This window comes from Arthrobacter sp. MYb213, assembly GCF_002979915.1.
In the GTDB taxonomy this organism is placed as follows: Bacteria; Actinomycetota; Actinomycetes; order Actinomycetales; family Micrococcaceae; genus Glutamicibacter.
In genome coordinates this window covers 110,814-134,048 of record NZ_PCQA01000001.1, presented here as the reverse complement: position 1 = coordinate 134,048, position 23,235 = coordinate 110,814, and the positions used below count along the sequence as shown (strand labels likewise).

22 protein-coding genes and 1 riboswitch are annotated in these 23,235 nt (G+C 59.6%); of the genes, 3 read left to right on the top strand and 19 right to left on the bottom strand.

Going from position 1 to position 23,235, the window contains the following annotated elements:
- Window positions 1-46 precede the first annotated feature (46 nt).
- The 10 genes from CQ011_RS00615 to hisI form a co-directional block, all read right to left on the bottom strand.
- Window positions 47-1,516, bottom strand: coding sequence for a glutamate synthase subunit beta (locus CQ011_RS00615; RefSeq protein WP_105673684.1), 1,470 nt, complete (start codon window positions 1,514-1,516; stop codon window positions 47-49).
- Window positions 1,509-6,122, bottom strand: coding sequence for a glutamate synthase large subunit (gltB, locus tag CQ011_RS00610; protein ID WP_105673682.1), 4,614 nt, complete (start codon window positions 6,120-6,122; stop codon window positions 1,509-1,511). Before gltB ends, CQ011_RS00615 begins: the two co-directional genes overlap by 8 nt.
- 373 nt (window positions 6,123-6,495) lie before the next feature.
- A complete protein-coding gene (gene lgt / locus CQ011_RS00605) occupies window positions 6,496-7,488 on the bottom strand; it encodes a prolipoprotein diacylglyceryl transferase (protein WP_105673680.1) in 993 nt (330 codons plus the stop codon).
- 3 nt (window positions 7,489-7,491) lie between these two features.
- Window positions 7,492-8,274, bottom strand: coding sequence for a tryptophan synthase subunit alpha (trpA, locus tag CQ011_RS00600; protein ID WP_105673678.1), 783 nt, complete (start codon window positions 8,272-8,274; stop codon window positions 7,492-7,494).
- Window positions 8,275-9,534 carry a tryptophan synthase subunit beta gene (trpB, locus tag CQ011_RS00595; RefSeq protein ID WP_105673676.1) on the bottom strand — a complete coding sequence of 420 codons (1,260 nt, stop codon included), beginning with the start codon at window positions 9,532-9,534 and terminating at the stop codon, window positions 8,275-8,277.
- Between the two features lie 85 nt (window positions 9,535-9,619).
- Window positions 9,620-10,444: an indole-3-glycerol phosphate synthase TrpC gene (gene trpC / locus CQ011_RS00590; RefSeq protein WP_105674942.1), complete on the bottom strand. Its 825-nt coding sequence runs from the start codon at window positions 10,442-10,444 to the stop codon at window positions 9,620-9,622.
- Between the two features lies 1 nt (window position 10,445).
- On the bottom strand, window positions 10,446-10,694 hold the full coding sequence (locus tag CQ011_RS00585) for an HGxxPAAW family protein (protein ID WP_105673674.1): 249 nt from the start codon (window positions 10,692-10,694) through the stop codon (window positions 10,446-10,448).
- 147 nt (window positions 10,695-10,841) lie between these two features.
- Window positions 10,842-11,429, bottom strand: coding sequence for a Trp biosynthesis-associated membrane protein (locus CQ011_RS00580; RefSeq protein ID WP_105673672.1), 588 nt, complete (start codon window positions 11,427-11,429; stop codon window positions 10,842-10,844).
- Complete coding sequence (locus CQ011_RS00575) at window positions 11,426-12,988, bottom strand: anthranilate synthase component I (protein WP_105673670.1); 1,563 nt, start codon at window positions 12,986-12,988, stop codon at window positions 11,426-11,428. Before CQ011_RS00575 ends, CQ011_RS00580 begins: the two co-directional genes overlap by 4 nt.
- 80 nt (window positions 12,989-13,068) lie before the next feature.
- Complete coding sequence (hisI, locus tag CQ011_RS00570; RefSeq protein WP_105673668.1) at window positions 13,069-13,470, bottom strand: phosphoribosyl-AMP cyclohydrolase; 402 nt, start codon at window positions 13,468-13,470, stop codon at window positions 13,069-13,071.
- A gap of 116 nt (window positions 13,471-13,586) precedes the next feature.
- Here hisI and CQ011_RS00565 point away from each other — a divergent pair, with 116 nt between their 5' ends.
- The 3 genes from CQ011_RS00565 to CQ011_RS00555 all read left to right on the top strand — a co-directional run bounded on the left by CQ011_RS00565 (window position 13,587) and on the right by CQ011_RS00555 (window position 15,945).
- On the top strand, window positions 13,587-14,246 hold the full coding sequence (locus tag CQ011_RS00565) for a TIGR03085 family metal-binding protein (protein ID WP_105673666.1): 660 nt from the start codon (window positions 13,587-13,589) through the stop codon (window positions 14,244-14,246).
- A 134-nt stretch (window positions 14,247-14,380) separates the two neighbouring features.
- Complete coding sequence (locus CQ011_RS17625) at window positions 14,381-15,019, top strand: DUF6318 family protein (protein ID WP_146112536.1); 639 nt, start codon at window positions 14,381-14,383, stop codon at window positions 15,017-15,019.
- Window positions 15,016-15,945: a hypothetical protein gene (locus CQ011_RS00555; protein ID WP_146112535.1), complete on the top strand. Its 930-nt coding sequence runs from the start codon at window positions 15,016-15,018 to the stop codon at window positions 15,943-15,945. The genes CQ011_RS17625 and CQ011_RS00555 overlap by 4 nt, the downstream gene beginning before the upstream one ends.
- A gap of 84 nt (window positions 15,946-16,029) precedes the next feature.
- Here CQ011_RS00555 and hisF read toward each other — a convergent pair whose 3' ends face one another.
- From hisF to rpe, 9 genes are all read right to left on the bottom strand, one after another.
- The gene (hisF, locus tag CQ011_RS00550) at window positions 16,030-16,800 is read right to left on the bottom strand and encodes an imidazole glycerol phosphate synthase subunit HisF (RefSeq protein WP_096253822.1); all 771 of its coding nucleotides are present in this window, start codon (window positions 16,798-16,800) and stop codon (window positions 16,030-16,032) included.
- A 26-nt stretch (window positions 16,801-16,826) separates the two neighbouring features.
- Window positions 16,827-17,675, bottom strand: a complete 849-nt coding sequence (hisG, locus tag CQ011_RS00545; protein WP_105673660.1) for an ATP phosphoribosyltransferase — start codon at window positions 17,673-17,675, stop codon at window positions 16,827-16,829.
- A 135-nt stretch (window positions 17,676-17,810) separates the two neighbouring features.
- Window positions 17,811-18,074, bottom strand: coding sequence for a phosphoribosyl-ATP diphosphatase (locus CQ011_RS00540; RefSeq protein ID WP_105674940.1), 264 nt, complete (start codon window positions 18,072-18,074; stop codon window positions 17,811-17,813).
- Window positions 18,075-18,145: 71 nt separating this feature from the next.
- Window positions 18,146-18,619 carry a 6,7-dimethyl-8-ribityllumazine synthase gene (gene ribH / locus CQ011_RS00535; protein WP_105673658.1) on the bottom strand — a complete coding sequence of 158 codons (474 nt, stop codon included), beginning with the start codon at window positions 18,617-18,619 and terminating at the stop codon, window positions 18,146-18,148.
- Window positions 18,620-18,654: 35 nt separating this feature from the next.
- The gene (gene ribB, locus CQ011_RS00530; RefSeq protein WP_105673656.1) at window positions 18,655-19,878 is read right to left on the bottom strand and encodes a 3,4-dihydroxy-2-butanone-4-phosphate synthase; all 1,224 of its coding nucleotides are present in this window, start codon (window positions 19,876-19,878) and stop codon (window positions 18,655-18,657) included.
- The gene (locus tag CQ011_RS00525) at window positions 19,878-20,501 is read right to left on the bottom strand and encodes a riboflavin synthase (protein WP_105673654.1); all 624 of its coding nucleotides are present in this window, start codon (window positions 20,499-20,501) and stop codon (window positions 19,878-19,880) included. Before CQ011_RS00525 ends, ribB begins: the two co-directional genes overlap by 1 nt.
- A gap of 14 nt (window positions 20,502-20,515) precedes the next feature.
- Window positions 20,516-21,574: a bifunctional diaminohydroxyphosphoribosylaminopyrimidine deaminase/5-amino-6-(5-phosphoribosylamino)uracil reductase RibD gene (ribD, locus tag CQ011_RS00520; RefSeq protein WP_105673652.1), complete on the bottom strand. Its 1,059-nt coding sequence runs from the start codon at window positions 21,572-21,574 to the stop codon at window positions 20,516-20,518.
- Entirely contained in the window at window positions 21,571-22,281 is a 711-nt protein-coding gene (gene pnuC, locus CQ011_RS00515; RefSeq protein ID WP_105674938.1) for a nicotinamide riboside transporter PnuC, read from the bottom strand. The genes ribD and pnuC overlap by 4 nt, the downstream gene beginning before the upstream one ends.
- 112 nt (window positions 22,282-22,393) lie before the next feature.
- A riboswitch (FMN riboswitch) is annotated at window positions 22,394-22,532 on the bottom strand.
- Window positions 22,533-22,564: 32 nt separating this feature from the next.
- Window positions 22,565-23,227, bottom strand: coding sequence for a ribulose-phosphate 3-epimerase (gene rpe / locus CQ011_RS00510; RefSeq protein ID WP_105673650.1), 663 nt, complete (start codon window positions 23,225-23,227; stop codon window positions 22,565-22,567).
- Between the last annotated feature and the right edge of the window lie 8 nt (window positions 23,228-23,235).

Genomic DNA, 23,235 nt, shown 5'->3' with positions numbered 1-23,235 from the left:
ATGCGACGAATCCATGGTGGATTCGTCGCATCAAAGCTTATGCCATTCAAATGATGCTGATGGCTCTATCATTTGGAGCAACAGGTGCAGGAAGATTAGTCGAACCCGTCAGGAATTTATCGACCGAGGCGGCGCATGCGCGACCCTCGGCGATAGCCCAGACGATCAGCGACTGCCCCCGACCAGCATCTCCGGCGACAAACACCGCTTCGGTATTTGTCATGTAGTAGCCATCTCGGGCGACGTTGCCCCGGTTGTCAAAATCGATGCTCAGCGCCTGGGTAAGTCCGGAAGGTTCCGGACCGGTAAAACCAAGAGCCAGCAGTACCAGATCCGCTTTGAGTACGCGTTCGGTTCCAGGCTTCGGCAGGCGCTTACCAGCAACGATCTCTGTCTCTGCAACTGTAACACCGATCACCTTATTTTTCTCGGTTCCCTCGCCGGAAACGAAGTTCACCGTTGAGGCGAGATAATTACGTTGCCCACCTTCTTCATGTGAAGATTGCACCTCAAAAAGCAACGGCATCATCGGCCACGGCTGATTGTCACTGCGTTCGGTCGGCGGCTTCACACCGATCGCCAACGTGGTCACCGAGGCGGCCCCCTGACGCAGCGCGGTACCGATACAGTCCGAACCGGTATCCCCTCCGCCAAGCACGATCACATGTTTGCCTTTGGCGTCGATGCTGGTGCTCTGCTGTACACCGGAAACCACACGATTGCTCTCGGTGAGGAACTCCATCGCGTGATGCACCCCGTCAAGATCGTGCCCAGGCACCGGCAGCTCACGCGGAACGGTGGACCCGGTGGCAACAACCACCGCGTCATAGTCTCGGCGTAGCTGCTCCCAGCTGATGTCCTTACCAATCTCGATGCCGGTGCGGAAGATCGTCCCTTCGGCCTCCATTTGCGCCAGGCGCAGATCGATCACCTGTTTTTCGAGTTTGAAGTCAGGAATCCCAAAGCGCAGTAATCCGCCGATCGCCTCGTCACGCTCATATACCGCCACGGTGTGGCCGGCGCGGGTCAACTGCTGTGCGGCCGCTAATCCGGCCGGGCCCGAACCGACGATCGCCACACGGCGCTCGGTATGACGAGCCGGCGGGTAAGGCACAAAATCGCCTTGCTCCATCAGATGTTCGGCCAGCTCGGCCTCGACCTGCTTGATCGTCACCGCAGGCTGGTTGATGCCCAACACGCAGGCAGCTTCACAGGGAGCCGGACACAGTTTCCCGGTGAACTCCGGAAAATTGTTGGTGCTCAGCAACCTCGCGGCAGCGTCGTCCATCCGACCCCGGTAGGTCAAGTCATTAAACTCCGGGATCAGGTTTCCCAACGGGCACCCGTTATGGCAGAAGGGGACGCCACAATCCATGCAGCGACCGGCCTGCGCGGTTAAGGTGCCCGCCGTTTGACGTTCGAGCACTTCGCTGTAGTCCATCAGGCGGATCGGAACCGGACGTTTAGGTTGCGTGACGCGATCGGTTACCTTCAAAAAACCTCGTGGATCAGCCACGGGTCACCTCCAAAATTTTGCTCCACACCTGCGGCGAATCGGGGTTTTCCCCGTCGGCTGCGGCCTGGGCACGAACTTGTTGAACCGCGGCAAAATCGCGCGGGATGATGCTGCTCAGCCGGGTGCGGGTGTTCTCCCAATCGAGCACCAAACGTTGCGCCAACGGTGAGGCGGTCAGCGCAATATGCTCGGTGAGCAGCGCAAAAATGCTCTCAGCCTCCGCATCGGTGACGGCGCCGATCAGCAAATCGCCCTGGGCAGCAGCCAACGGGTTCAGTGTGGCCCGGTCGAAGTCCAACACCCAGGCGGTGCCACCGGAGAACCCGGCGCCAAAGTTACGCCCGGTCTGACCCAAAATCAGTACCTGACCGCCGGTCATGTACTCACAGCCGTGTTCGCCGATGCCTTCGGTAACGATCGACGCTCCCGAGTTACGCACCGCAAAACGTTCGCCAACCATGCCGTTGATAAACAATTCGCCGCTCGTTGCGCCGTAACCGACAACATTTCCGGCGATCACCTGCTCCTCTGGTTGAGACAGCGTGGTGTGCGGCGGATGAATGGCGATTCGGCCCCCTGACAAACCCTTGCCCACGTAGTCGTTGGCGTCTCCGGACAGTTGCACGGTGATCCCAGCGGGCAGGAACGCGCCCAGCGACTGGCCTGCACGGCCGGTCAGATTCACCTGGATCGTATCCGCTGCCAACTCCTGGATTCCGAAAGTTTTGGTCACGTGGTGACCAAGCAACGTACCCACTGAACGGTCGGTGTTTACGATCGGTGCATCGAGCACCACGGGAATTCGATCGCGTAAGGCCGGTTGCGCAGCGGCTAACAACTTCTGGTCCAGATGCGCTTCCAACCCATGATCTTGGCCGATCCGTCGGCTGCGTGCTGCTAATTCCACGGCCGGCACATGAGTGATCGCATCCAGCGCCAACCCCTGAATTTTTTCATGCGCGGCTAACTGCGAGGCGGACCCGGTTAAGAGTTCAACCCGGCCGATCACTTCTTGCAGCGTGCGCGCGCCCAATGAGGCCAACAACTCGCGGACCTCTTGGGCGATGAACTCGAAGAAGTTCACCACAAATTCGGCCTTACCGGTGAATCGCTCACGCAGCTTAGGATTCTGCGTGGCGACGCCTACCGGGCAGGTGTCCAGATGGCATACGCGCATCATAATGCACCCAGAAACCACCAACGGGGCGGTGGCAAAACCGAACTCTTCGGCACCCAAAAGCGCACCAATGAGCACATCACGCCCGGTTTTTAGCTGCCCGTCAACCTGCACGGTCACCCGGTCGCGCAGCCCGTTGAGGATCAGCGTTTGCTGCGCCTCGGCTAGGCCCAGTTCCCAGGGGGTTCCGGCATGCTTGAGCGAATTCATCGGGCTAGCACCGGTACCGCCATCATGGCCGGAGATCAGCACCACGTCGGCCTTGGCCTTCGCCACGCCGGCGGCCACGGTGCCGATGCCTGACTCGGAGACCAGCTTCACGTGCACCCGCGCCGAAGGGTTGGAGCACTTCGCATCGTGAATCAGCTGGGCCAGGTCCTCGATCGAATAGATATCGTGGTGCGGCGGTGGCGAAATCAGTCCCACACCCGGGGTGGAATGACGCGTTTTAGCCACCCATGGGTAGAGCTTCTGGCTCATCAGCTGGCCACCCTCACCGGGCTTGGCACCCTGGGCCATCTTGATCTGGATGTCATCGGCGTTGGTCAGGTAAAGACTGGTCACCCCAAAACGGCCCGAAGCGATCTGCTTCACCGCGCTGCGGCGCGCCGGATCGAGCAGCCGTTCGGGATCTTCGCCGCCCTCACCGGTGTTAGATTTTGCCCCGAGCTGGTTCATCGCGATCGCCAGCGTCTCATGGGCCTCGGCGGAGATCGAGCCGTAGCTCATCGCCCCTGTGGCGAAACGCTTCACGATCTCGCTGACCGGTTCCACCTGGTCAATGTCGATCGGAGTGATCCCGGTGGTATCAAATTCCAGCAGGCCACGCAGGGTTTTAAGCTGCGTTGCCTGATCGTCTACCGCCTGGGTGTACTGCTTGAACACGTCATAGCGGCGGGTGCGCGTGGAGTGCTGCAGGCGGAAGACGGTTTGCGGGTCAAAAAGATGCGGTGGCCCGTTGCGGCGCCACTGATACTCGCCACCGGTTTCCAACTCATTGGGCTGAGCGCCACCGGAATTTTCCGGGTAGGCGCGGGCGTGGCGGGCGGCAGCCTCGGCGGCCACCACCTCCAGCTCAATGCCCGAAAGCTTCGTGGTGGTCCCGGTAAAGTACTGATCGACCACGCGCTTGGACAGCCCGATGGCTTCAAAGGTTTGCGCACCGCAGTAACTGGAGACCGTTGAAATGCCCATTTTGGACATAATCTTCAGCACACCCTTGCCCAGCGCCTTGCGCAGGTTCGAGCTGGCCAGTGCGCCGTCGACCCCGGGCAATTCGCCCTGCTCGGCCAATTCTTCCACGGATTCTAGGGCCAGATACGGGTTGATTGCCGAGGCACCGTAACCGATCAGCGCGGCGATATGATGCACCTCGCGAGCATCGCCGGATTCGATAATGAGTGACACGCGGGTACGGTTTGAGCTTTTCAGCAGGTGGTGGTGCACCGCGGAAGTCAGCAGCAATGACGGGATCGGCGCCCACGCGGCGGAGGAATCACGGTCCGAGAGCACCAGGTAGCGCACCCCACGGTTCACCGCGGCGGAGACCTTCTCACAGATTTCTTGCAGCCTGGCGCGCAACTCCGATTCGCCGCCGGCCGGGCGGTACAGCCCGCGCACCTTCAGCGAGTACTTCTCCCCCTGCTCATCGCGCAAATTCACGATCTTGGCCAATTGGTCGTTGGAAAGCACCGGGTAATCGAGTGAAATGTGGGTCTGCGGCACGCGGTCCAGCGAGAGCAAATTGCCATCCGGACCAATGCTGGTACCCATGGAGGTCACCAGTTCTTCACGGATCGCGTCCAGTGGCGGATTAGTGACCTGGGCGAAGGACTGGGTGAAGTAATCAAAGAGCAGACGCGGACGATCCGCTAGCGCGGCGATGGGTGTGTCGGTGCCCATTGCGGCCAGTGGTTCAGCTCCGGTGCTCGCCATTGGCGCCAGCAGGATGCGCAGCTCCTCGGTGGTGTAACCGAAGGTTAGCTGGCGCAATTGCACCGAGGCCGAGGAGTGACGCACATGTTCAAGATCTGGAAAATCGTCAAGCGTCTTCAGATTTGCGTCCACCCATTGACGCCAGGGTTTAGCGGCTGCCACCTGTGCTTTAATTTCCGCGTCGGCCACTATCCGCCCACCGGCTAAGTCCACGGCGAACATTTTGCCCGGGGCCACGCGGCCCTTGGCGAGGATATGCTCCTCTGCGGTGTCGATGACGCCGACCTCGCTGGCAAGCACCACTAGGTCTTCATCGGTCACCCACCAGCGGGCCGGACGCAGACCGTTGCGGTCCAGCACGGCGCCGGCCATCTGCCCATCGGTAAAGCACACCGCGGCCGGGCCATCCCACGGTTCGATGAGCATCGAGTGGTATTCGTAAAAGGCGCGCAGATCCGCGTCCATAGTTTCGTCGTTCTCCCACGGCTGCGGGATCATCATCATGATCGCTTCGCTGACGTTGCGACCGGAGAGCATCAGCATCTCGGCGACCTCGTCGAAGGAGGCCGAATCCGAGGCGCCGGGCGTGCAGATCGGGAACAGTTCCTCGGGGACCTCGCCAAGAAGCGAGGCGGACAGCGTGGACTGCCGAGCGCGCATCCAGTTGCGGTTGCCCTTGACGGTGTTAATCTCGCCGTTATGCGCGATGCTTCGGAAGGGTTGGGCCAGCGGCCAGGAAGGGAAGGTATTGGTGGAAAAACGTGAGTGGACGATCGCGCAGCGGCTAGCGAAGCGCGCATCGGACAGGTCTGGGTAAAACGGTTCGAGTTGCGCGGTGGAAACCATGCCCTTGTAGACGATGGTTTGCGCGGAGAATGACGCGAAGTACACGCCGATCTTGTTGTGCGCGCGGCGGCGGATACGCCAGGCCGCGGCATCTAGTTCACGACTGCTCAACGCCGTGGCGGAGCCGGTGACAAAAAATTGGGTGATCTTTGGCATCACCTTGCGCGCGGAGGCGCCGAGTACCGAGGCATCAACTGGCACCTCGCGCCAGCCCAGTACGCGCAGCGACTCTTCGGCCGCCAGCGATTCTAGCTCGTTGCGAGCGAATTCGGCTTCGCCAGGCTCGGCCGGCAAAAAGCCCATACCGACGGCGTAAGTTCCGGCGGCAGGCAGTTCAAATTCGGTAACCGCCCGGAAAAAACCATCGGGCAGATGCAGCAAGATGCCTGCCCCGTCGCCGGTGCCCTCATCGGCACCGATTGCGCCGCGGTGCTCTAGGCGGCGCAGCGCGGTCAGTGCATGTGTGACGATCTGATGCGAGGCGGCATTTTTCAGCGAGGCGATCATCGCTAAACCACAGGCGTCCTTCTCCGCGGCCGGATCATATAAACCCTGTGCCGGTGGAATCGCGGAGAATCGGGTGTAGGGCGAGGTAACTTCCCCGCCTAAACCTGGCGAAGCGTTCAGCTGGACTCCGGTCGTGCTCATGAGCGTGCCTTTCGTGGGGTGTGCGGTGAAAGGCGAGCCGGGTCGGGCCGATAAATTGCTGATCGGTAGTCTCTGCCGCTCGCCTTACCTGCGTTGCAGGGTGCAGGAATCCACCGCGCTGTGGTTCTTTTTCTACGTCCGATCGGGCTCGCCGAAAGGCGGACTCGTCCGGACGTGTAGCTTCACAATACGCGCATTATGTTTCTTGCTGGCACGCAGTTTTGTTTCGAAAATGTTAAGGAAAGACTCAAATCCGCGGTGTCGGTCCGGATCTGCCGCATCAAATTCTGCGCAGTGGGCACAAAAAACCGGGGAGCAGACACCTAATGTTAGGTGTCTGCTCCCCGGTTTGCACCGCTGTCTAGCTCAAGAGTTAGGCCGTCGGTGGGGACTGCTCATCGGTAGTCGATTTTTTCTCGACCCCGGTAGGTTTCAGCGTCTCTTCGGACGCGGACTCGGACTCGGACGCAGGAGCGCCGGCTTGCACGGCAGCCGGTTCCCGTCCGTCGATAAACAGCGAATCTTTGCCCTCGGGGCGTAGCTTGGCCAACACATAGCTCAGCGCCAGCGAACCGAAAATTACCAAGCCGATGGCCAACCACTGGTGGATGCGCAGCGAAAGCGGCCCGATGGTGATGATTTCTGCTGGGTCTAGGCGTAGCGATTCGGTGAAGGTGCGGCCGATGCCGTACCAGATCACGTAGCAGCAGAACATCGCCCCGCGGCGCAGTTTGAACTTCTTATCCAGCGCGAGCAGCACCACCACACCTAGGACATTCCACAGTGATTCGTAGAGGAAGGTGGGGTGAAAGAGCGTGTCAGCCGGGAGCCCGGCGGGGAAGTTGTAGTGTTCCGGGTCGATCTGTAGTCCCCAGGGTAGGGTGGTCGGCGCACCAAAGAGCTCCTGGTTAAACCAGTTGCCCCAACGTCCGGCGGCCTGGGCCAGCAGTACGCCCGGCGCCACCGCGTCGATAAACGCCGAAAGCCGCACCCCGGTGCGTCGACAACCTATCCAGGCACCGACGATGCCAAGCGAGATCGCCCCCATAATACCTAGTCCGCCCAGCCATAGCTGCGGAATCTCGGCCCAGTGCGACTGCCGCCCGCCGAGCCCAAAATAGTAACCGGGATCGGTAATCAGCACATGGTAGAGCCGTCCGCCGACGATGCCGAAAGGAATCGCCCAAATAACGATGTCCCAGAGCTGATCCGAATCCCCGCCGCGGGCGCGCATTCGTCGGCTGGTCAGCCAGAGCGCCAGCACGATGCCCACCAAGATGCACAGCGCATAGGCGTGGATGGTCAGCGGGCCGAGCGAAAACTTTGAAAACTCGACCGGCGGAGACGGGATGGAAGCCGGAAACATCTCTTAGGCCCGTCCGCTCAATGCCGCGGCTAGGCGGCCCACGGCCGGCACTCCCCCGTCACGTAGCGCGGCAACCAGTGCGGTACCGACGATCACGCCGTCGGCGTAGCTGCCGATTTCTTGCACATGTTCGCGGCGCGAGACACCCAAACCGACGCAGGCATTTTCCGCACCGGCGCCATGTGCCGCGTCCACTACCGCTTGGGCGGCGGAGGAGACCTCGGAGCGTGCACCGGTGACACCCATCAGCGAAACGCAGTAAACGAATCCGCTCGATGCCTCGACGGTTCGTTTCACGCGGGCCTCGGCGGAGCTCGGCGCGATCAAAAAGACCCGCTCCAGGTCGTACTTTTCGCTGGCTGCAAACCATTCATCGGCTTCGTCGGGCACCAGGTCCGGGGTGATCAGACCGGCGCCGCCAGCTTCGGCAAAGCGCCTAGCAAATTCGTCCACGCCGAGGCTGAGCACCGGGTTCCAATAGGTCATCACCATGACCGCGGCGTTGGTGCGCTGGGTAATCCCACGCACGATGTCAAAGATTTGCGAGACGCGGAATCCGTTGGCTAACGCCTGGACCGTGGCTTCTTGGATCACCGCGCCGTCCATCACCGGATCCGAGTAGGGGATGCCCATTTCGATAACATCCACACCGTTCTCGGCTAGCGCGACGGCTGCCTCGATGCTGGTTTCCACATCTGGAAAGCCCGCCGGCAGGTAACCGATCAGCGCCGGACGTCCCTCGGCACGTGCCGCCGCGATCTTTTCTGCACTTGTCACACGCGACATTTAGTTGCCTTCCGGGGTGTTAGCTGCATCGTCTTCGAGCATTCCAAACCATTGCGCGGCGGTGGAAACATCCTTGTCTCCACGCCCCGAGAGGTTCGCGATGATGATCGTGTCCTCGGGCTTTGCGCCCTCGGCGAGCTTGCGCTGGGCCAAACGAATGGTTCCGGCCAAGGCGTGAGCGGACTCGATCGCCGGCAAAATACCCTCGGTGCGGCACAGGATCTTAAACGCGTCCATGGCCTCGGTATCGGTGACCGGCTCATAGTGCACCCGGCCAATGTCGGCCAGGTAGGAATGCTCCGGGCCCACACCTGGGTAGTCCAACCCAGCGGAAATCGAGTGGGATTCGATGGTCTGACCGTCATCGTCCTGCATCAGGTAGCTCTTCGCGCCGTGCAGCACGCCGGGCTTGCCCAGGGTGATGGTCGCGGCGTGACGGCCGGTATCCACGCCGTCGCCGCCGGCCTCGTAGCCGTACAGTTCAACCTCTTTGTCATCCAGGAAACCGTGGAAGATGCCGATGGCGTTCGAGCCACCGCCGATGCAGGCGGTCACGGCGTCCGGTAGGCGTCCGGTCTGTGCGAGCACCTGTTCGCGGGCTTCTTCGCCGATCACCTGGTGGAAGTAACGCACCATGGCCGGGAATGGGTGGCCGCCGGCAGCGGTGCCCAATAGGTAGTGGGTGTTATCTACGTTGGCGACCCAGTCGCGCAACGCCTCATTGATCGCGTCTTTCAACGTTTGGGAGCCTACGGTCACCGGGATCACGGTGGCGCCAAGCAGCTGCATGCGCGCGACGTTCAACGCCTGTCGGCGGGTGTCTTCGGCGCCCATGTAGACCACACATTCAAGGCCCATCAAGGCGGCCGCGGTAGCCGAGGCGACGCCGTGCTGGCCGGCACCGGTTTCCGCGATGATCCTGGTCTTACCCATGCGCTTGGCCAGTAGTGCTTGGCCGAGCACGTTGTTGATCTTGTGGCTACCGGTGTGGTTGAGGTCTTCACGCTTCAAGAAAATCCGCACGCCGCCACAGGCCTGTGCGGAGAAACGCTTCGCCTCGGTGAGCAGTGAGGGGCGTCCGGAGTAGTTCCGGTTGAGCTCTTTGACCTCTTCGATGAACGCTGGATCGGCCTTGGCATCCTCGAAAGTCTGCGTCAACTGATCCATGGCCGCCATCAGCGATTCGGGCATCCAACGTCCCCCATACTGGCCAAAGTAGGGTCCACTTGCATGTTTCAACGAGTCATCCGATGCGTTCATCGACTCCCTCTTTCTTGAAAATGTTGGGCGATACCCCGCCAAGGAGCGTTCCTTGGCGGGGCATCAAAAACTGGATGCGCCGTGCTTAGCGTGCCGGTTTGGCAGCTGTCCCGGCGGCGATGAACTGCGCCACGGTAGCCTGCGGGTCAGCGTGTTTCACCAGCGCCTCACCGACCAGAATGCCGTCGGCGCCGGCCGCCGCATAGGTTTGCACCTGCGCCACCGACTCCACACCGGATTCGGCGATGACCACCGCGTCGAGCGGCAACAACGGAGCCAACTGTGCGAAGGTGTCAACGTTCACGTCGAGCGTTTTCAAATTGCGCACGTTCACACCGATAATTTTCGCTCCGACCTTCACGGCTCGGGCGATTTCTTCTTCGGTATGCGTCTCCACCAGAGCGTTCATGCCTAGCTGGTGAGTTAATTGTAGGAAACTGGCCAAGGTTTCATCATCTAGGGCCGCAACAATTAGCAATATCAGGTCCGCACCGTGGGCGCGGGCCTCGTAAATCTGGTACTCATCGACCGTGAAGTCCTTGCGTAGCACCGGAATACGCACCGCGGCACGCACCGCGTCCAGGTCGGCTAGGGAGCCACCAAAACGTCGGGCTTCGGTCAACACCGAGATGACCGACGCGCCGCCGGCCTCGTAGGCTGCGGCAAGCACCGCTGGTTCTGAGATCTGCGCGAGCGCTCCCTTGGAGGGCGACTTGCGTTTGACCTCGGAGATCACCTTTAAGGTGGTGTCTCGGGCGCCCTGATCTGCGTGTCCACCCAGTGCGGCGTAGGCATCGAGCGCGGCCGGGGTGTCCTGCGCCGCGGCTTTGACCGAGTCCAGACTCAGGATGGCGCGACGGGCGCCCAGGTCTTCCCGGACGCCCGCGATGATGTCATCAAGTACGCTCAATTTAGTGTGCTGCTCCGCTGCGCGAACCGCCCACACCAAAACCGGCCTTCTTCATGATCCAGCCGACGATCAAGCCGAGCACTACGACACCGATGGACGCGTACACCACGGTGGAATTGTGGAATGCGAAAGCGATCCCGCCGATGATGAAGCCGATGGTCATAATGCCGACGCAGGCCCAGGCTGCGATCGAGTTGCCGTGGCCGATTTCTTCGGTGTATACCGGATCAATCTCGGTGTTTTGCGACATAACTAGATGTGTCCCTTTACTCTTCTGGGGGTGCGCTCCGTCTGCGTGAAACGGCCAGCGCTTTGGTCTTCGATTACTATTCTGCCACTTGCCCGCACAGTTGGCCTATTCCACGGCGCTTCATTTCACCTTGGTGGTGGGCATCACTTAGCGTTCGCCGGTGGTGGGATCCTCACCCTTGGACAGCTGCTCCCAATCGGAGATGCCACGCGATTGTGGATCCGCCGGCGGCTGCCCGGCGGTACTGACCTTCCGGTCGTACTTTGAGCTCTTCTTCCAGCGCCCGCTGATCACCAGAACAAGTAGGCCTTGGAGCACGATGATCACCCCGGCCAGCACGGTGATCGTGGGCCACACGGACACCGCATAATCCCCGGCACTAGTGGTCAGCCCGGTGGCCTCCGCGACGGCACTGGTCGCCGCCGCCTGCGGGTTAGCTAGGGTACTGATTCCGGAGGTGATCACCGAGGCACCGGCTAAGACGGTAATTACCCCGATGATGTAGCGCGCGATCTTTCCGGCGATCAGCAGCGCCAGCGCTCCGGCCAGCACCGCCACACAGACCGCGGTCACCGAGGCTGCGGCGGTGGACCCATCGACGACAATTTGCGGGACCTGCACGGTGCCCGATTCCACGTCGACGGTAATCCAGGTACGCGTCGCGGTCCACAGGCCCAGCAACGCACCGAGCACGCCGAGCAGCGCGGTATTGCGGGCAGATAGGTGTTTGTTCACTTGCTTTCACCAATTTCGGTTTGGGCTTGGCGCATCGTTGCGGCGGCGTATACCGCACGCAGCGGAGCCGCAGCCTTATTCACGGTTTCTAGCGCTTCATCGGCGAAATTTGAATCGTTGACGATACCGCCGCCGGCCTGCACATAGGCGCGGCCGTCTTTGAGCAAGGCGGAACGGATCGCGATGGCCATATCCATGTCGCCGGCGAAGTCCAGATAACCCACCACGCCACCGTACACCCCGCGGCGGTACGGTTCGTACTGATCCAGGAGCTGCAAAGCGCGTGGTTTGGGCGCCCCTGACAGGGTCCCGGCCGGGAAGGTGGACGCGAGCACGTCGTACGCGTCAACATCCTCACGCGCCTTACCGACCACATTGGAGACCAGGTGCATGATGTGGCTGAAGCGTTCGACCTCCATAAACTGGGTGACTTCCACGGTGCCTGCCTTGCAGACCCGGGAGAGGTCATTGCGCGAGAGATCCACCAGCATCAGGTGCTCGGCGCGTTCCTTCTCATCGGCCAGCAAGGACTTTTCATGGAGCTGATCTTCCTCGTAGTTTGCCCCGCGTGGCCGGGATCCGGCGATCGGGTGTGTGACCACGTGGGAGTCGTTGACCGTAACCAGCGCCTCCGGGGATGAACCGACGATCTGGAACGGCTCGCCATCCTCGTTTTCAAAGTTGAACAGGTACATATATGGGCTCGGGTTCGTCGCCCGCAACACCCGGTAGACGTCCAACGCGTCGGCCTGCGTTTCAAGTTCAAAGCGCCGCGAAACGACGATCTGGAAGACTTCCCCATCCACGATCGCCTCTTTCGACTTGGCTAGCGCGTCCAGGTACTGATTTTCCGCCCAGGAGTGAGTGACCTCTTCCATCAACTTCTCGCGTGGCACATCGGTGCCTTGCAAGGTGGTGGCGGTCGTTTCTAGTGGGCTGCCCAGCTGATCGAGCATCGCCTGCAGTCGAGCCACCGCGCCATCGTAGGCCTGCTCGACGCGTTGCGCGCTACCGTCAAAGTTGATCGCGTTGGCAATCAGCGTCACGGTCCCCTCGGTCGCATCGTGCGCTGCCATGTCGGCAACCAGGTTCATGCTCAGTTCCGGGATGTTTAGGTCATCGATCGGCGGATTGGGCAGATGCTCCCAGTGCCGTACGCATTCCCAGCCGATGAAGCCGACCATGCCGCCGGTTAGCGGAGGCATTCCGGGCACCGGTTCGGTGTGCAGCGCGCGCACGGTGTCGCGCAAAACCTCAACGCTCACCCCACCGGTGGGCAAGCCCTCGGGTACATGTCCTTGCCAATACGCTTCCCCGCCGCGGGTGCTCAGCGTTGCCGGCGAGTTCACCCCGACGAAGGAGTAGCGGCTCCACACCCCACCGGGGGCGGCCGACTCCATCAAGAAGGTGCCCGGGCGTCCGCCAGCCAACGAGCGGTATAAACCGATCGGGGTCAGCGAATCTGCCAGCACCGAAATGGTGACCGGAATGACGCGGCGGTTCGGTGCCATAGCCAAAAAGGCTTCGCGGGACGGGGATATCTTGCCTAGGGTTTTCATTTAACTTCTTTTCAACGCTTAAAACTCAGGTGATGCCGCCCGAAAATCGGCCCGGGCGCGGCCGTACTACCGGCGCAGAACTAGCTCGGGCGGTGGCCGATGGTGGCCGGCAGCTCACGATCGGTGAAGCAAGATTGCGTGCCCGTATGGCAAGCGGCTCCCACTTGGTCAACCTTGAGCAGTAACGCGTCGCCATCACAGTCCAGCGCGGCTGACTTCAGATACTGCGAGTGCCCGGAGGTATCACCCTTGCGCCAATATTCTTGCCGTGAGCGCGAATAGAAGGTGACTCGCCCACTGGTCAGGGTGCGGCGCAACGCCTCGTCGTCCATCCAGCCGAGCATCAGCACCATCCCGGTGTCATGCTGTTGCACGATCGCGGCGAAGAGCCCATTGGCATCACGCTTTAGTTTTTGCGCGATCTGCGGGTCAAGTTTTTCTGTTTCGGAGCTCGAATTCGAGCCACTATGCGAAGTAGACATCCCCTTTAGCATACTGGGTTTCACCGCCGAGGTGCCCGAGCATGACGCACCGCTGAGAGTCAAAGTTAACCGTTGGGCGACACCCGCCGCATGGAGCGCGCAAGAACCCGCTGTACGTGCTAGTTTCAGAGGTGATGCACCTAGTTCAAGCTTCCCGTTTAGCGTTGGCCGAGACCCTGCTCGCAGCAGGCCCCACCGCCGATACCCTGTGTGCCGGTTGGCAGACTCGACACCTCGCCGCGCACCTCGTTCTGCGCGAAAATTCATTGCTCAGCGCCGGCGTTGTCCTCAAGCCAGTCGCTTCGAAACTTGAAGCGCGCCTGCACGAGCTCGCCGATGAATCACAAACCCCCGAACGCTACGCCGCCCTGGTGCGACGATTCCGTTCTGGGCCGAAAAGTTACTCGCCGTTCGCATTTGAGAAACTTGATAAGGCGCTGAACCTGAACGAGTTTTTCATTCATACCGAAGACGTTCGACGCGCGCGCAGCCAGTGGGCCCCGCGCGTACTGGACAAGGAATACACCGAGCTATTGTGGCAATCACTGCTCAAAACCTCGCGTTACTTTTTCCGTAAAGCTCCGGTCGGAATCATTCTTTGTCGCCCCGATGGACAGCGTCATGTGGCAAAGAAAGCACCTAACGCGGTTTCCGTAAATGGACCGGTGACCGAGTTAACCATGTATGCCTCCGGTCGCACTTCGGAAGCCCTAGTCACCTTCGAAGCTGGCGAAAGCGCGTTGCAAATTATCCGCGGATACCACCCTTCGCTTTAACTCCGTTCGGCACTTTTCCTAGCCGAAGGTCTATCTTTCGTTATCCACAGGTTTCGGCTTACCTCTCCCAATAGCCGCGCAATGGGTCTAGGCTAACGCTCACACGCTATCCTCGACATGCTCGGAGAGTTCTGATGAACACTCGGAAAAATGCAATGGCACAATCGATCCTTTTGGCCTGTGCATTGACGGTTACCGCCTGCACCGGCGGTGCTTCTCCCCCGCAGCCTCCAGAATCGGCTTCACCCTCGGTTGAAAAATCCCCTTCACCGACGCCGTCGCCATCACCGACGAAGCCTAAATATCAGCCAGCGACGGCTAAAGGTCCCGCGAAGAATGTTCCAGTACCCGAATACACCGCATTAGCCCATAAGAATTCTGAGCAAGGTGCGCAGGCATTCGGTGAGTACTACTTTCAGCTAATGAACTACGTCGGCGAAACGAACATCACTAAACCAATTGAAAAGGTGACGTCTCGACAGTGCCAACTCTGTGGCGAAGCGATTATTGATCCTGCCACACATAGTAAGTCCATTAATCAGTGGCAAGTTGGTGGAGAGTATGAATACGCGGCAGTTGATTCGTACAAGTCCGCCAAGAACAGGGCACTCGTTACCCTAAATTTTAAAATAAACGAGTCGAAAACTTACACCATCGCTGATAATCCAATCGCTAAATATGAAGCTACAGGCACGACTCAGGCAACCCTACAATTGAAATTTGATAAGGGATGGGTTGTCGAAAAGATTCTCGTGATAGACGAAAACTCATGATTCTCTCGACCTTAGCCGGGCTATTCTCGGTAGCGATTGCATTGATGCTCGGTTCGACGTCGTCAGAACCGAGCTCTTACGGAGAGAAATCTTCCATGCAGCAAGAAGCCTGCACAAAAGTGGAAAAACTTATAGACCGTAAGATTATTATCTATTGGAAATGCGACCAGAACGAGAATGATTCTAGGGATAAGAACGATACCTGGTACAGAGCGCCACAGCCTGAATTAATTCAAAAACCTGAAAAACCCAAATATAAGTATAAAGATTCAAATATCTGCATTCCTGGACTTGAGAACGTTAGCGGATGCGATTCAAACTCAGATGAAGGCCAGTGCCCAGACGGCTCGGTCCCTTTTATGCGTCAAATTATCAGTCTCGACGGCGACGATGCCGGCCAAGTCATAAGAACTTTTAGACTTTGTCCTGGCGAATCGTTCGACCCTGAACTTCCCGAAGACGAATTCGTAGTTGAAATTAGGGTGTCCCCCGAACAGTTCAGAGCATTTCCAATACTGGCGTCCGATTTGCAGAGCGATCCCGAAAAATTCTCGTTACGAAACGGGAATTCTCACTTCTGGGCTGAAACTGAAAGCCAGTCTTTCAATTCAACGGTACTCGGCACACAAGTACGAGTGAAAGCGATTCCAGACGGATGGAATTGGAAGTACGGTGACGGAAATACAAGGAACCTAGACTTCCCGGGTGAGCCGGCTCCAAACCATACGCTCCGCGATGAGACACCAACAAGCCACTCCTATAAGGAAACCGGTACCTACAGTGTTGGACTCACGACGTTGTTCCGAGGTGAGTTCAGTGTTGATGGCGGACCCTGGCAGTCAATTCCGGGGCAAGCTGCGGTACCTAGCGACCCAATTGAAATCGATGTCTGGAGAACGAAAAAGGAACTCATCGCCCGTGATTAGTTAGTCAATAGTAGCCAGGGTCTACGTACAAAGATGGGCCAGTTCATTCACGGAGAATGAACTGGCCCATCTTAGAAACACAGATTAGCGGACCGGGTAACCGGCTTCACGGATCTTATCTTTGACCTTGGCGATCATGTCGGTTGGGCCGAAGTGGAAGATCGAAGCAGCCAATACCGCGTCCGCTCCCGCTTCGATCGCGGGCGGGAAGTCTTCGGGCTTGCCCGCGCCGCCGGAAGCGATCAGTGGAACCTTCACCGCGGCACGCACGGCACGAATCATTTCCAGATCGAACCCGTCCTTGGTCCCATCGGCATCGATCGAGTTCAACAAAATCTCACCGACGCCACGCTCGGCGGCATCTTTGGCCCAAGCCACCGCGCACATACCGGTGCCTTTACGGCCACCATGAGTGGTGACCTCGTAGCCGGAAGCGATATTTGGATCGTCGGTACGACGTGCGTCGAGCGAAAGAACCAATACCTGCGAACCGAAACGTTCGGTAATTTCGTTGATGACCTCAGGTCGGGCCACCGCTGCGGTGTTGATCGAAGCCTTATCGGCACCGTTGCGCAACAGACGATCTACATCTTCTGCGGCGCGCACTCCCCCACCAACGGTCAACGGAATGAAAACTTCTTCAGCCGTATGCCGGACAACTTCAAAAGTTGTTTCGCGATCGGAGCTGGACGCGGTGACATCGAGGAATGTGAGTTCGTCGGCTCCGGCCAGATTGTATCGACGGGCGAGTTCCACCGGGTCACCGGCGTCACGCAAGCCTTCAAAATTGATACCTTTAACTACCCGGCCGGCGTCAACGTCAAGGCAGGGAATGACACGGATTGCTACGGTCATGAGCTGTTTCTCCTGAGTTGGCGTGGCTAGATGCGGCAAGCGTGGATCTGGCTGACCAGAATCGCGCGGGCGCCGACATCGTACAGCTCGTCCATGATGTTGTTGGTCTGCGATTTTTTAACCATTGCGCGCACCGCGCACCAGTCGGAGTTCGCGAGGTCAGAGACCGTAGGCGACTCTAAACCAGGGGTCAGCGCGCAAGCCTCTTCGACCTGTGTGCGACGAATATCGTAGTCCAGCATCACGTACTGGCGCGCAACAAGCACGCCAGAGAGGCGGCGAATCAGCACGTCAAGTCCGGCTGGCTTGTGTCCGACACGACCGATGAGCACCGCTTCGGACTGTAGCAGCACGTCGCCAAAGATTTCCATCCCGGCAGCCTTGATGGTGTTGCCGGTTTCGACAACGTCGGCGATGGCGTCGGCTACGCCGAGGCGTACCGAGGATTCCACGGCACCGTCGAGTCGGACAACGCTGGCGTTGATACCGTTCTTCTTCAGGAAGTGATCAAGCAGAATGTCGTAGCTGGTGGCAATACGCTTGCCGTTAAGTTCCTCGATGGAACTGAACGCGCCCACCGGGGCGGCAAAGCGGAAGGCCGACTTGCCGATTCCGAGCGAGAGCTGCTCTTCCACGTCGTCGTCAACATCGGCGTCTAGGTATAGATCGCGACCGGTAATTCCAATGTCTAAGATGCCGCGACCGACATAGACGGCGATATCGCGGGGGCGCAGGTAGAAGAACTCAACTTGGTTCTCCTCGTCGACGAGTACCAGTTCGCGGGTGTCGCGACGCTGGAGGTACCCGGCTTCCTTAAACATGGTGGAAGCGATTTCGGACAGTGCGCCTTTGTTGGGCAGGGCTACGCGTAGCATTTATTTACTCGTTTCATGAGTGTGGCGCTGCGGCGAGTTGCCAAAAACAAGCGCCAAGGGATTAATTGGCCGTTGTTACTGCCGCCGGGCGATGCCTACGACCGAGTTGAAAACCCGGTCGCAGCAGCGCGACGGCTAGAGATGCTTGTAAACGTCGGCCAAGGATAGACCCTTGGCAATCATCAAAACCTGCAAGTGGTAGAGCAGCTGAGAGATTTCTTCCGCTGTTTCTTCGTCACTTTCGTACTCGGCAGCCATCCATACTTCGGCGGCTTCCTCGACAACTTTCTTGCCGATGCCGTGGACACCCGAATCGAGTTCGGCGATGGTACGAGAGCCTTCCGGGCGGGTTTGGGCCTTGAGCGACAATTCGCTGAAGAGCTCGTCAAAAGTTTTCACGTGCACCAGCTTATCGGTTTTCCGACCAACGCTCGAACTTCTAGCTCGCTTTGTGACGCCAAAACCCTATTTCAGCGTAGTGCTGCGACGGTCATCACAGCGGCGGAGAAGGCTTCGTAGCCTTTATCCTCGCTGGAGCCTTCCAAACCTGCGCGGTCTAGCGCCTGCTTTTCGTCATCGCAGGTGAGCACGCCGAAGCCCACCGGGGTACGGGTATTGACCGAAACGTCGGTTAGCCCGTTGGTCGCGGCCAGGCAGACGTAATCGAAGTGTGGGGTTCCGCCGCGGATCACCACGCCGAGCGCGACCACCGCATCGTAGTTCTGTGCCAGATGGCTGGCGGCCACTGGTAACTCGAAGGTGCCCGGTACGCGGATCAGAGTGGGTTTGATGCCCGCGTCGAGAGCGGCACGCTGCGCGCCGTCGATCAGGCCATTCATGATGACCTCATGCCAGCTGGCGGCAATGATCGCGACTTTAAGACCGGAGAGGTCAAGTGCCTTTAGTTCATCGGCGACGTTGCTCGGGGCTCCGTGCTTGCTCATAGGGTTCTCCTTAAAAATCTTGGTTTCTAGCTTTATTAGAAGGTGGTTTTAGTGTGCGGCAATTGCAGGTCGTGGCCGAAGCGCTGCTGTTTGGTGCGCAGGTAGCTTTCGTTTTCGCTGCGCGGGGCGATGCGGCTAGGGACCAGCTCGGTGACGTGCACGCCGGCTTGAATGAGCTGTGCCTGCTTATCTGGATTGTTAGTCAGCAAGCGGATCTCGTCAATACCCAGGTGTTTGAGGATCGCGGCGACCGCGAAGTATTCGCGCGCATCCGCCGGGAAGCCCAGGTGCAGGTTTGCGTCGAGCGTATCCACACCCGTTTCTTGTAGCGCGTAGGTGCGCAACTTGTTGAATAACCCGATGCCGCGACCCTCGTGTCCGCGAACGTACACCAGGTGTCCGCCCTCGGCGGCAATCTGCTCCAGTGCCGCGTGAAGCTGCTCGCCGCAATCACAACGGTAGGACCCGAAGACGTCGCCGGTGAGGCATTCAGAGTGAATGCGCACCAGGTTCGTCGGCCCATCCACGGTGGGGGCCGGGTGGCTGAGCACAATATGTTCGTGGCCTTCCACCGAGGCGGCCCGGGCGCTGAAGATGCCAAAGGGGGTGGGCAGTTTGACCGCTTCGGTCAACGCAATTTCGTCGTTAACCCGGCGCCAGCGAGCTAAATCGTCGATGCTGATCAGCGGTAATTGGTGCTCTTCGGCGAAGACGCGTAGCTCATCGAGTCGCATCATCGATCCATCGTCGTTGACGATTTCTCCGATCACACCCACCGGTTCAAGTCCCGCACCGCGGCAAAGGTCCACGGCCGCTTCGGTGTGACCGCGGCGTTCAAGCACGCCGTTGGCTGCCGCGCGCAGCGGGAAGATATGCCCGGGCCTCGATAGCTGGGCCGCCACTGTGTCAGGATCGGCCAAGAGGCGTGAAGTCAGCGCCCGGTCAGCGGCTGAAATTCCGGTGCTGATCCCGCTAGCAGCATCGCAGGACACGGTGAAGGCGGTGCCTTTAGAATCCTGGTTGATGCCGACCATCGGTGCCAGGCCCAGCTGATCGGCGCGGACAGCTTCCAATGGCACACAGATTACCCCGGAGGTGTAACGAATGGTGAAGCCCATCAGCTCTGGGGTGGCAAATTGCGCGGCGAAGATGATGTCACCTTCGTTTTCGCGGTCTTCGTCGTCCACAACTACGACCGCTCCACCGCCGGCTAGCGCGGCTAAGGCGGTAGGGATCGAATCAAGTTCCTTGCCGGCCATTAGTTTCGGCCTCCAAACGCGTTCAGTCGTGCCACGTATTTGGCCAGCACGTCTACCTCGATGTTGATAGCGTCGCCGACTTGGCGGGTGCCCATGGTGGTTTCTTGCAAGGTGATCGGAATGATGCCGACCTCCACCCAGTGCGCGCCGGTGGCGCTTGCCGGGGACACCGCGGTGATCGTTAGCGAGATGCCATCTAGTGCGATGGAGCCTTTTTCCGCGGTGAGCGGTGCGTAGTCATCGGGTACCGAGATGCGGAAGGTCGTCCACTGTCCGTGATTCTCGCGGGCCAGTACGGTGCCGACCGCGTCGACGTGGCCCTGTACAACATGCCCGTCGAGCCTGGCACCGGCAGGGGTGCAACGCTCTAGGTTGACGACCGACTCCGGATGCAACGCTCCGGTGCTGGTGCGCCGCAAGGTTTCACCCATCACGTCTACACTGACGGTGTCGCCGTCTAATTCGGTGGCGGTCAGGCATACGCCGTTGACCGCCAGGGAGCCACCGAGTCCGAGGTCTTCGGCGTGCCCGGGAGCCTTGAGCGTGAGCACGGCGAGGTCTTGCTCGGGGTGGTTGGTGATTGCCAGTACCGTTCCGGTGCCGGTGATAATTCCGGTAAACATGCTGTGATTTCCTTCTAAAAAGTTTTGGCTACGCGCTCGGGCAGCGGTTCAAGATGCATCATCACGTCGGCGTCCAGCCGGGTGAGTGCGTCAGACTGGTGGGCGTCGAGCCTAAAATGTCGAGCCTGGGACAGGGTGGTCACCGAGGCGATATTCACCGAGGTACTGCCGGCGCCGATAATTACCGGGGCCTGGTAGCAGTAGATTTCATCTGCTAGGTCGGCTTCGATGAAGGCCGAGGCGATGATCGAACCGCCCTCGATGAGCAGGTGATTAAAGCCCAACTCGGTGGCGCGTTCAATGAGCTCGGAGACCTCGTGTGTGCGCAGCTGTTCCCAGTTGTTGTCATAGGCCAGAGCCAGGTTTTCTGGCAGTTCGCGGTGCCCCATCACAAAGCGGTAAGGCTGGTGCTCGTGCAGTCCCCCGGCGGCGGTGCGTGCGGTCAACCGCGGATCGTCGGCGATCACCGTATTGGTACCGACCACGATCGCGTCTACGCGGGCGCGCAGCCCGTGTGAGTGATTGCGCGAGGCATCAGAGGTAATCCATTGACTACTGCCGTCGGGCGCATTGATCCGCCCGTCCAAGGATTGCGCGGTCTTCACCGTGATGAATGGACGATTTTCTGCCTTGGCACGGAACCAGCGGTGATTTAGTTCCCAGGCAGCCTGATTATTTTCGCTCTGGGTTACCTTTACGCCGCGCGAACGTAGGAACTGCGCCCCGCCGCTAGCTGCGCTGGTGTCATCGCTCATCGCATAGTGCACATGTCCGATGCCGGCGTTAGCGATCGCCTGCGCGCAGGGGCCGGTGCGTCCGGTGTGGTTGCACGGCTCTAAGGTGACCACCATGGTCAGCTCGGCCGCTTGGGCGCGATCCATGCGGCCTAAACGGCGCAGCGCGTCGATTTCCGCGTGGGGGTTGCCGGCTCCGAGGTGGAAACCGGTGGCGATCACTCGTCCCGCCCCGTCCAGCACGCACGCGCCAACTAATGGGTTGGCCCCGCGCGCCCCACGCGTCGCAGCTTCCAGTGCGGTGCGCAGTGCCTGGTCCAGATCTGTGGTTTCGATCATGACTTGTTCCCCCTGATCGTCGGATCGAGCATTTCGGTTTCGATCGCCGGTTTTTCGTTCCTTTTAGCCTTCATCCAGACGAAGAAGCCGACGATGGTGAAGCCGCCGTAGAACAGATACATGAAGGCGCTGGCGTAGTAGCCCGCGGAGAAGAGTAACGGCACGCCGACCGCGTCCACCGCCACCCAGATCAGCCAAAATTCGACCCAGCCCTTGGCCATGCCATAGGTGGCCAGCAGCGAACCGACGAAGGTCCAGGCGTCAGCCCAAACCGGGTCGTAAGAGCCTAGTGCCCTAAACAGTGGGGTCAGCGCCACGGTGCCAACGATGAGGATCGCAACCAGAGACACTCGGGCCCTGTTTGACGCCCATTGTGGGGTGACCGCGTGGCTTGCACCGTTTTCATCTCGGGCCTGTTTCCAACGCACCCATCCGTAGAAGGACACGGCGATGAACATAATTTGTCGACCGGCCTGACCCCAGAGGTTGGCGCTATAACCGGTGTCGAAAATGCTGCCCAAAAAGACGGTGAGCAGTAAGAGGTTGCCGATTATGCCTACGGGCCAAGCCCAGATTTTACGGCGCATGCCGCCTAGCGCGCTGGCTAGACCAAAAATATTGCCGACGACCTCGCGCACTAATAGTGCCGAGGTACCGATCGCAATTTGTGAGTTAAAAGCTTCAATGAGCCACCGCAGAATATCCATCATTCACCCTTCTCGAAGCGGCGGCTCCGGGGGTGTGCATTTGATGGCCTAGACGTAGTGCGCGGAGGGCTCCCTAGAGCGGTCCGGTCAGCAACGCCAACGGCAAATCAAACCCGTGCTTCTCCCATCCAGACTTTAACTGTCGGTACCGGAATTTCACCGGCTCAACCGCTTACCTTAGCTTGTGGCCTTGGAAGCGGGTCGCGGACTATCACCGCCGGTTCGGACTTACACCGACCCCGGAGCACGTATTCGTGTTTATTAACACCTAGTCTGACACATTTTAGTGGGTGATGCGCGCAAGGTTTCTTAATGCGTCAATTTCTGCGGCCGGTTCGGGCGCAGAATACACCGCGGATCCCGCCACAAACACGTCAGCCCCGGCCTCGGCGGCGCGCAGGATCGTATCCCGAGAGATGCCACCATCAACCTGCAGGGCAATCGGCTTGCCGGTGCCGGCGATAGCCTGCGCGGTACGTTTGATCTTCGGCAACACCAAATCCAGGAACTTCTGTCCGCCAAAACCCGGTTCAACGGTCATCAACAAGATCATGTCCAACTCACCGAGCATGTCCAAGTACGGTTCGATTGGGGTGGCTGGGCGCAAGGCCATGGCCGCTTTGGATCCGGCGGCACGCAATTCGCGGGCCAGTCGGATCGGCGCGGCGGAGGCCTCAGCGTGAAAAGTCACCGAGTCCACACCGAGCTGCGCATATTCCGGAGCCCAACGATCGGCGTTTTCGATCATCAGGTGCACGTCGATCGGCAGCTTGCTGGTCTTTTGTAGCGCGTCCACCACCGGAAGCCCGAGGGTCAGGTTCGGCACAAAATGGTTGTCCATCACGTCCACGTGGACCGCGTCTGCGGTGTGGATACGTTCCAACTCGCTGGCAAGCCGAGCAAAGTCAGCGGATAGGATCGACGGATTAATGCGCGGGTGACTCATCGGTGCTC